Here is an 8,507-nt window from a genome sequence, read left to right as displayed (position 1 = left end):
TTAACGGTTGTCCACTTTTTATTCTAGCTCCATACGGATCGTTAGAATTCTAAAACCGCCAAATTGGTGTAAATAGCGTCTGTGGGGATCGTTAGAAATTGCGCCAGATAGTCATGCAGTATCATTGGCCCTAACACGCCGTAAGATTGAGTCTACACAAGGTTTCCACCCTCATATTGGGTACTAGCTCGTAAAACTCTCCTATGATTGGGAGATATATGTGTAAAAACCAAACTAATCAAATACGAGTAGGGCAACTCCTCTCGCCACCTTTGTGACGTATTGGAGTTGCCCTTTTATTCGTTGAGTTGGTTTATCAGTTATGGCTTGCTTATAGCCTATGGTTTGTTTGTGGGTTACCTGGTTGTTGATTGTTTATTAGTTTATTGATTACCTAGGTTATTGATTTCCTCGTATTCGTTTCCTCGTTGTATCGTTGTATCGGTTTGGTTGTTAGTTTAGTTTGGTTGTTAGTTTGGTTTGTTTGTTGTTTGTCGCCAGGTTATTGATATATTGTTTGCCTCGTTATTAGTTTATCATTGTTGGTTGCCTGATTAGTGTTGATTGTCCGGATCCGCTTTTTGTTGGTTACCTAGTTATTCGTTACTGCTTGATATATCGGCAGTTTAATTACTTGTTTCAGTCTCCGACATAACCGTGCGAATCATCGATCGCAGTGCATCCAGCATCACTGGAAGTGGCAGAGATGGGACAGAAGGTGCCTGAACAGCCATTTCTGTCGAAGCCGGAAAATGAACAAAGCCTGCTCGCACAGACAACTGTTGCAACCGAATGTAATCGAGTATCCGGTACATCGTGTTATTACATATATACGTTCCTGCCGTATTGGATACCGTTGCCGGTATACCCGCAGCCGTCATATCATTGACCATCGTCCGGATGGGCAATGTAGAAAATAAACCATCGGGACTTCCGGCTGCAATCGGTTCATCCACAGGGCGCTGACCTTGATTGTCCGCATAAGATCCCGGCAGAATATCCTTCACATTAATGGCGATGCGCTCTGGCGTAATTGCCGTTCTACCTTTTGCTAACCCGCAGGCGATAACGATATCTGGCTGAAAAACCTGCATCTCTGCAATCAGCATGTCTGCACACTCATCAAAATTCACAGGTAGCAACACGGTTTTTAATACTGCTCCCTCGTTCACCTCATGCGCTAATGCTTCCATTAACGCTCCTGTCGGATTGACAGCATCACCGCCAAACGGCTCAAACCCCGAAATCAGAAACTTCATCAACTGCTGCACTCCCTCCTGATGGACTAATCCAAATGCTACAACCTGCTTCGCCTAATCAGTAACGCTACTCTTCCGTTATACAACTGCAAGGCTTGTACAACTCCAGCGCCCCTTTTTAATCAACCCGCCAACCCTTTGTTTATCTCTGCGGATACGACAACAGATGCCATCACAATAAACTAACTGGACTACATCACTTAAAGAAAACACTCGCCATATGTGTGGAACTTCTCACACGCCCGGCAATTCCAGCGTTCCATCCAGCTTGCGTGTATCTAAGTCACTATAAATAAGGCCTTTCCCATCACTAGCCAGCGGCCCTTACTCCGATCTGTAGCGCAATCCCCACTGCCGCCGAACCGTATCCATCAGCTTCATGATCTCCAGAGATTCGTCCAGTTTCATGGTATTACTCTCTGTTCGACCTTGCAGAATGCAACGTCCAGCCTCTTCTGCTTCGAATGCGTACCCGAGACAAGCCCGCTCATCCACAAACTTCTCTGGCTCGTCCTGTCCGTTCACATGTAAATAAGCTTCTTTGCCTGCGAGGAAAAAAGGCAGACGAATTCGGCCTTCCGTACCATAGATTACCGCCTCATTGTTCAGATTCAAACGAATGGCACCGCTTAGTGACGCCGAACGCCCCTCGGAATAAGACAACAATATAGAGAATTGCTCGTCCACACCGGTTTCCCCAATGTGTGCTGTGCTCCATACATGTTGAGGTTGTTCACCGAAGATCATCGACGCGAAAGAGATCGGGTAAACTCCGGCATCCAGTAGCGCACCACCGCCCAGATCGGGATTAAGCAGCCGCCCCTCCGGCTCCCAGCCGATGCGGAATCCAAAGTCTGCCTGCACCATCCGTACTTCACCAATACGACCTTCCGCAATCCATGCCCGTGCCTGTACAATCGGCGGCAGGAAGCGTGTCCACATGCCCTCCATCAGGAAAAGTTTCCGTTCTCGCGCCGTTTCCACGAGCGGCTCCAGTTGACGTGAGTTCATCGTAAACGGTTTCTCGCAAAGCACCGCTTTGCCTGCTTCAAGGCAGGCCATCACATTTTCCTTATGTACCGGGTGCGGCGTTGCCACATAGATGATATCCACCTCAGGGTCTCGCAGCAATTCATCATATGAAGCGTAAGCGCGTTCAAAACCATATTCGGTTGCAAATTTCTCCGCACTACCTGCAGTTCGTGAACCAACCGCTGCTTTTACCGCATTCCCCGCATGTGCCAAATCCTTGGCAAACTGGGATGCAATCCATCCCGTGCCCATAATGCCCCATCGTACCTTATCCTGTCCCGCTGTCTGTGTCATACGTACATCCTCCCTACTACCAATTTGCGTATTACAAGGTTCATGATTCAGACCAGCCAACATGGTATCTCTCTTATTTTACCAAAAAGAAACGTTTTCGTCAGAAAAGCTTGCTTCCCTTTATCACATTTCAATTCCGCAACAGATTTGCTAAGATAACTTGGAGACATACCATGAGCACATGTACCCTATTGAAGAACACAATGACCCAATGAAAGGAAGGTACGCCATGATCTCTGAGCCTAATGAAGACCATAACCGCATACCTTCAGATGACGAACTGACTGTACGCCCTAGCGGCAATTTAAATCATATAAATACACGTGCAACGGCTCGCAATGAACTTCACCAGTTCCTGGATCATGCCTTGGTTGAACTTCGCCGGGCAGAGCATGTTAACACACAGCAACGTTTCCGGTGGCAGACGGACGAACTCCCGAATCATACCTTCATCTATATGCATCGCTTCACAGGAACACAGATTGTGGATGCAGAGCCATCCCGTGTTGTGCGCAAAGCGGCCTGTTTGTACCCACCCGGAACCCGTCTGGAACTTGTGTCGGATGCAGATCATGATACGGAGTTGTATATTCTTGAATTTGACCTGTTTCGAGTGACGGAGAAAACAGAAGCGAAGCGCATCTATGAACGTGAACTTCATTCACCTGTTGCCGGATGGATTCGAGGTCCCTTTTACGGCATTCAACGGATCGCTACCCAACTGATCGAACTTGCACATCCCGATAACGAAACAGCATCCCGTGAAATCAAAGCACAATTGTTATTAACCGAGCTACTCTATCTACTCTGGCCTGAAGAAAATTCAAGCCCTACCGAGGAACAGGGGCGGGATCATCCCGAGTCCTGGTTAAAATCAACATTACAATATATACAGCAACATTATATGCATGAGATTAAGCTGGATACCCTGGCCGAACTGGCTGGCATGCATCCATCCTATTACTCTCAACTGTTCAAAAGCCGGATGCACAAAAATCCGATCGAATATATTACTCATCTGCGTATGAACCGGGCGAAGGAAATGATACTGACCTCCGATCTGCGTATTCGTGATGTCGCCCGTGAGGTCGGTTACCGTGACGAGTTTTATTTCAGCAGACGGTTTCGTAATTATGCCGGCTACGCACCAACGGCTTATACCAAGCAAGTTCATCGTAACATTGTATCACTTTCTTATCCCTATACCGATCACCTGATGACACTTGGCATCACACCCTGTGCAGCACAGATTCAAGGCCATCTGCCACATCTGCCCCGTTCGCTTACCATGCCTTTTCATGCCTATGAACCGTGGGAACAAGGGCGGCAGGCATTTCTCGATGTGAATCCCGACCTGATTCTGACCAAAGATAACGCTACGGCTAAAGCGATGGAACATATTGGTGATGTTGCACCCATCATAACCATTCCATGGAACCAGACCGACATGTTCGGCCATTTGGAACAGATCGCTTCGATTGTAGACCGGACTCAGGCGGCCAAAGAATGGCTGGACAAGCATGAGCGCAAAGCAGAGCGTGCACGCAAGAAGATCAAAGAACAGGCTGGCGGCCTCACTGTAGCTGTAGGTACATTAACTGCCAAAGGGCCGCGGATGTACAGCCACCGGAACTTCGGTCATGTGTTTTACCGGACGCTACAACTCGGCGCACCTCAGCGTATTCAGGCGGAACTGAACGGCAAGGCTCCCGGGATCGGCTTCAACTGGATGCCTTTCACACCCGGAGAATGGGACGGTCTAGAAGCCGATGTGCTTGTGCTTGCGACAGACAACCTGCATCACCCGGCAACATTGTTGCAAAAATTAAAGAATGATCCGCTATGGAACAGCCATCCCGCCGTCCGTAGCGGCCGTGTGCATCTTGTAGATTGGAACGCTTGGGTTGTGTACGCTCCATATTCCATTAACATCCAGCTTGAGGAAGCGCTCTCGATGTTGACGAACAGGCCCGCACTTTTGTAATCTAAAAAATGTCCATTTCCCAAATCTTAATTTATGCCATGTACGGGCCTGGATTAAGATTTTATAATATTCACTAATTGATAATGATAATCAATAACAACGAAAGATGTTATTTGTTATAAAGGAGTGACCCGTATCCAACATCCGGGACTGCCTCATCGCCCGTCCAAGACTCAACGATCCGCAGTCACCGTTGGGCTAATGTTTCTGTCTGCCATCGCGATCCTGCTGATCAGCATGTTTGTTGCCATCTCATTAGGAGCCAAAGGCTTAACACTGGAAACCGTGTGGACAGCCATTTTCCAGTACAACCCGGTTCTGACACCGCATCAGATCATTCATGAATTGAGACTGCCACGCGTGCTTGCTGCCGCTGTGATTGGAGCAGCTTTTGCTGTAGCCGGAGCCTTGATGCAAGGCATTACCCGTAATCCACTGGCCGACACCGGCATCCTTGGCATTAACGCTGGAGCAACGTTTGTCGTCGCATTAAGCTTTGCGTTCTGGCCGGGATTATCTTACGGATGGATTATGCTTTTATCGTTTATAGGAGCCGTGCTCGGTACATTGCTCATCTTCCTGCTTGGCATGGCTGCTCCCGGAGGGCTTAGTTCAATCAGACTCACGGTTGCGGGTGCAGTCATTGCTGCCATGCTCGGTTCTCTGAGCACAGGAGTAGCCATTTATTTTGATCTGAGCCAGGATCTGGCCTTCTGGTATGCGGGAGGTTTTGGAGGAATAGAATGGCGCCATCTAAAACTGATTCTTCCGGTGTTGCTGCTCACACTACTATTCACCATGCCGCTCGCACGTCGTGTTTCGCTGATGTCTCTGGGGGAAGAGGTCGCCATTAATCTCGGGATGAACCTGCGCTGGACTCGCTTTCTTGCTCTTGCCGCTGTCGTTGTGCTCGCAGGGGTGTCCGTCTCCGCTGTAGGTTCGATTGGATTTGTAGGGCTGGTTATCCCTCATATCTCCCGTAAACTGGTTGGCGTAGACTATCGGTTGATCATTCCGATGTCTTCGCTGCTCGGGGCGATTCTACTTGTGCTCGCTGATCTCGGGGCACGTATCGTGAATCCGCCTCAGGAACTGGCGGTAGGTATTATGGTCGCTTTTGTCGGCGTACCGTTCTTCCTCTATCTGGCCCGTAAAGAAAGGAGGGCTTTGTAGTGAAGAAACAGGGAATGAAACTCCTCTTCAGATCCCCTTTAGAGAAGTTTAATCAAACCTCTCGGGGCAAAAGAGCCGTACTTATCAGCTCTGTTCTGCTGTGTCTCGCAACATTGGTGATTCTCATCAGCCTCAATACAGGCACAGTTCGCGTATCCCCATTGGCCGTGGTGCAGACCTTGCTGGGACAAGGGAGCGAACAGGATCAGATCATCCTGTTTGACTACCGATTGCCCCGCATTCTGGTCACTGTTCTGGCCGGAGCTGGATTGGGCATTGCAGGTGCTGCGCTGCAAGGCATTACACGTAATGCACTTGCCGATCCGGGGATTCTGGGCTTGCATGCCGGGGCGGCTTTTGGGCTAATGTTTTTTGTCAGCCTGTCGTTCAGCATGGATACCTCAGTAGCACTGTTGATTCCACTCTTTGCTTTTGCCGGCAGTGTAGCTGCAGCGCTGATTATTATGCTACTGTCCTATGACCGAAACAGCGGCGTATCACCGATTAAACTGATTCTGGTCGGCATTGCTGTTGCTGCTGGATTTCATGCGCTTACGCTCTATCTGTCACTACGTCTCGACGAGGACACGTATTCCTTCGCTGCACGCTGGCTTGCAGGCAGTGTATGGGGTCGTGACTGGATTCATGTCCAGGCTTTGTTGCCTTGGACCGTAATCTGCATCGCCTATATCTGGAGCCGTTCCAAAACGTTGGACGCCTTCCATCTAGGCGATGCCGCTGCGACCAGCATCGGCACACCTGTGCGCTCGCGGCGCATCCTGCTTCTGCTCTGTGCCGTTGCCTTATCTGCGGTCAGCGTATCTGTCGCCGGAGGTATCGGCTTCATTGGACTCGCCGCACCGCATCTGGCCCGCAGATTGGTTGGGCCACTGCACCGGCACTTGATTCCCGCCGCAGGACTCATCGGCATGGTGATTCTGGTGACGGCCGATACGGTCGGCCGGACAATATTTGCACCAAATGCCATTCCAGCGGGTGTTGTTGTAGCCGCGATTGGCGCGCCCTATTTTTTATACCTGCTGGTACGAACGAAATAAAGCTATCCAAAATATGAATTTCATCCATGAGATGTTTAAGGAGAACGCGAATTATGTTTATGTTGAAGAAAAATCTTATGCTTATGCTAACGATCAGTTTGGTGCTGGTACTTGCAGCCTGTGGAACGGCCAAGACGTCCACATCGGGCGCGAACGATTCAAACACCAATGCTAACACAAGCAACTCTAACACAAACACCTCCGCAGACGATTCAAATAGCACTGCTGCTTCAGGTGCACCACGTATCGCTTCCATGTCCATCCACCTGACCAATGATTTGCTTTCCCTCGGGATCACGCCTGTCGGTTCTGTCATCGGCGGGGAAGCAAAAGGTTTCCTGTCCCATGTGGCTGATCGCCTGAAAGATACAACGCCACTTGGCCCGGTCAAGGACCCTGATATGGAAGCACTGCTTGCACTTAAACCGGATGTCATCTATCTAGATGAGGAATTCTCCGGTGACGATGTGGCCAAATTCGAAAAAATTGCACCTGTACATGTGTTCAATCTGGACAACGGCACATGGCGGGATCACCTGAAAGAGATTGGCAAACTGGTAAATCGCGAGAAAGAAGCGGAGCAGTATATTCAGGACTATGAGACAGAAACAAAAGAAGTCCAATCACTGATTCATGATCAGATCGGTGACGGCACTGTCATGGCTATTCGTGTCACAGCCAAGGAATTACGCGTATTCAGCACACGCCGTCCTATGGGCCCTATTTTGTACGATGATCTCGGACTGACTCCAGCCAAAGGCATCAAAGACATGGATACCTCCAAGCCATATCAGGTCGTATCCCGTGAAGTGTTGCCAGACTATGATGCCGATGCGATCTTTGTCGTGGTTAACTCGGATGATGAAGCCCAAACGATGTTCAAGGAGCTTCAAAGCAATCCGATCTGGCAAGGGCTGAAAGCGGTCAAAGCAGGTCATGTGTACCCGATCGGGGCACAGCCTTGGCTTGATTACTCTTCCATCGGGAACAAGATGGCTATGGATGAAGCGAAAGAGATGTTTTCCAAAAAATAAACCCAGCTTCGCCTATTCATAAAAACAACAAAAAACCTCGCTTCGGTAACGGAAGCGCGATTGCGAGAGCACAGAGCATATGGATCATGCTCCAAGCTTAATGAATACAGGGATCAGACTTCGTAATAGTCTTACTCCCCGTAACTCGCACGCTTCCTTACCCAGCTGAGGTTTTTTATTTTAGATACAACATACCGATTGTACTCCATCATACGGTACATACAACGATCTCGATATCCATCTCCGCAAACGTATTCTGAATAATTACGCTGACCTTCTCCCACTTCAATCTGTCCAACCCGCAACCGATTCGGGGCATAGCCAGCCCAGTAATTCCCTGTTCTAAGCAGACATCCCGCATAGACTCAACCGCCTGGGTTAATGATGAATACGTAGGTTTATTCGAAAATTTGGCTTTGGTTACTAGGTTTAGCGTCCTTCCAACCGGATAACATCGCCCAATCTCCAGCGGCTCCAGCTTCGCTTGCTCCTGAAGTGTCCGTAGATCAAACCGCTCTCTGAATTGCACCGCAATTCCTTTACCCATTCTCGCATCGGCGGATATGCAGTGTGCCAGCGCATAGTGATCCTCTAGTTCAAACAAATCCTGCTGTCGTTCATGAAATTGCATGTTAGTTCCCCTTTCTATGACATGACGTCCGTGCTTTCTCCT

The 8,507-nt window shown here is 49.1% G+C and carries 7 protein-coding genes; 4 read left to right on the top strand and 3 right to left on the bottom strand.

Translation table 11 applies throughout. The features are described 5' to 3' along the window. Positions 1-626: 626 nt before the first annotated feature. Entirely contained in the window at positions 627-1,259 is a 633-nt protein-coding gene (locus H7T88_RS24080) for a pyroglutamyl-peptidase I (RefSeq protein WP_221790755.1), read from the bottom strand. Positions 1,260-1,583: 324 nt separating this feature from the next. After that, positions 1,584-2,585 carry a Gfo/Idh/MocA family protein gene (locus tag H7T88_RS24075; protein WP_221790741.1) on the bottom strand — a complete coding sequence of 334 codons (1,002 nt, stop codon included), beginning with the start codon at positions 2,583-2,585 and terminating at the stop codon, positions 1,584-1,586. A 229-nt stretch (positions 2,586-2,814) separates the two neighbouring features. Here H7T88_RS24075 and H7T88_RS24070 point away from each other — a divergent pair, with 229 nt between their 5' ends. The 4 genes from H7T88_RS24070 to H7T88_RS24055 all read left to right on the top strand — a co-directional run bounded on the left by H7T88_RS24070 (position 2,815) and on the right by H7T88_RS24055 (position 7,834). Then, on the top strand, positions 2,815-4,569 hold the full coding sequence (locus tag H7T88_RS24070) for an AraC family transcriptional regulator (RefSeq protein ID WP_221790739.1): 1,755 nt from the start codon (positions 2,815-2,817) through the stop codon (positions 4,567-4,569). Between the two features lie 201 nt (positions 4,570-4,770). Beyond that, positions 4,771-5,742, top strand: coding sequence for a FecCD family ABC transporter permease (locus H7T88_RS24065; protein ID WP_221790753.1), 972 nt, complete (start codon positions 4,771-4,773; stop codon positions 5,740-5,742). Positions 5,743-5,756: 14 nt separating this feature from the next. Next, a complete protein-coding gene (locus H7T88_RS24060; RefSeq protein WP_221790751.1) occupies positions 5,757-6,800 on the top strand; it encodes a FecCD family ABC transporter permease in 1,044 nt (347 codons plus the stop codon). Between the two features lie 62 nt (positions 6,801-6,862). Further along, on the top strand, positions 6,863-7,834 hold the full coding sequence (locus tag H7T88_RS24055; protein ID WP_221790749.1) for an iron-hydroxamate ABC transporter substrate-binding protein: 972 nt from the start codon (positions 6,863-6,865) through the stop codon (positions 7,832-7,834). Between the two features lie 208 nt (positions 7,835-8,042). Here H7T88_RS24055 and H7T88_RS24050 read toward each other — a convergent pair whose 3' ends face one another. Next, entirely contained in the window at positions 8,043-8,465 is a 423-nt protein-coding gene (locus H7T88_RS24050; RefSeq protein ID WP_221790737.1) for a macro domain-containing protein, read from the bottom strand. Between the last annotated feature and the right edge of the window lie 42 nt (positions 8,466-8,507).

This window comes from Paenibacillus cucumis (ex Kampfer et al. 2016), assembly GCF_019748695.1.
GTDB lineage: Bacteria > Bacillota > Bacilli > Paenibacillales > Paenibacillaceae > Paenibacillus > Paenibacillus polysaccharolyticus.
This window is presented reverse-complemented; position numbering and strand designations above follow the sequence as displayed.